Origin of the sequence: Acidaminobacter hydrogenoformans DSM 2784, from assembly GCF_900103005.1 — a bacterium.
GTDB classification, from domain to species: Bacteria; Bacillota; Clostridia; order Peptostreptococcales; family Acidaminobacteraceae; genus Acidaminobacter; species Acidaminobacter hydrogenoformans.
The window spans coordinates 1-1,040 of the sequence record NZ_FMWL01000021.1; the positions used below are offsets into that span (position 1 = coordinate 1).

Sequence of the window (1,040 nt, forward strand, 5' to 3'; positions counted from 1 at the left end):
GGCCACACCTGTTCCCATCTCGAACACAGAAGTTAAGCCTTTCATCGCTGATGGTACTTGGGGGGCAGCCCCCTGGGAGAGTAAGTCGTCGCCGGATTCTAAATGGCCCCTTGGTCAAGCGGTCAAGACACCGCCCTTTCACGGCGGTAACAGGGGTTCGATTCCCCTAGGGGTCACCAAATTTTCTTGTAATATGGGAGCTTAGCTCAGCTGGTAGAGCACCTGCTTGACGTGCAGGTGGCCACAGGTTCGAGTCCTGTAGCCCCCACCATGGTAGCTTTTTTAGAAAGCGGGGCACTAACCGCTTTCTAAAAAAGCGGTTTTTCACCAAAGGTGAAAAAACCTTCCATGTCTTTATTTGAAGAAAAAAACTACCATGGCCTGGTAGTTCAGTCGGTTAGAACGCTAGCCTGTCACGCTAGAGGTCGAGGGTTCGAGTCCCTTCCAGGTCGCCATACATGCCGGTGTAGCTCAATTGGCAGAGCAACTGACTTGTAATCAGTAGGTTGCGGGTTCGAGTCCCATCACCGGCTCCACAAATTAAAAATGTCAGATTCTCAATAAGGATCTGACATTTTTACTTTAATCGTAGTATGTCGCATTAAGATGATATGATTAAGTCTAATGCAAAAAAACAACAAAAATACCAAAAAATATATTACGAAAAGACTTGCATTGATCATAATCGCAGGATATAATAGCAAATGTCGTCATGTGATGACAAAACGGCAAGTTAACATTTTCAATGATTTCAGCTGTTTTGATCTTTACAAATCGCGACAGAGTGTGATATAGTGTTTAAGCTGACATTAAATGATTGTTAAATGTGTGTTAGCTCAAATAATAAAATGTCGGGGTGTAGCGCAGCTTGGTAGCGCATCTGATTTGGGATCAGAGGGTCGCGGGTTCAAATCCTGCCGCCCCGACCATTTAACCAAAGTATTATCGATCCTTGAAAACTAAACAGTGTACAACCCAAAATTCTGAAATAAATGTCGGTTCTGCTTGGAACCGGCGAAGTGATTTCTGATTATGGAAAT

The 1,040-nt window shown here is 44.2% G+C and carries 5 tRNA genes and 1 rRNA gene; all 6 read left to right on the plus strand.

From position 1 onward, the window contains the following. Positions 1 to 97, plus strand: a 5S ribosomal RNA gene (gene rrf / locus BLP63_RS14265); the annotation flags it as partial. A gap of 7 nt (positions 98 to 104) precedes the next feature. Next, positions 105 to 179, plus strand: a tRNA-Glu gene (locus BLP63_RS14270). 16 nt (positions 180 to 195) lie between these two features. Then, a tRNA-Val gene (locus tag BLP63_RS14275) sits at positions 196 to 271 on the plus strand. A gap of 107 nt (positions 272 to 378) precedes the next feature. After that, a tRNA-Asp gene (locus BLP63_RS14280) sits at positions 379 to 455 on the plus strand. 5 nt (positions 456 to 460) lie between these two features. Then, a tRNA-Thr gene (locus BLP63_RS14285) sits at positions 461 to 536 on the plus strand. Between the two features lie 316 nt (positions 537 to 852). Then, positions 853 to 929: transfer RNA gene (locus BLP63_RS14290), tRNA-Pro, on the plus strand. The last annotated feature ends 111 nt before the right edge of the window (positions 930 to 1,040 follow it).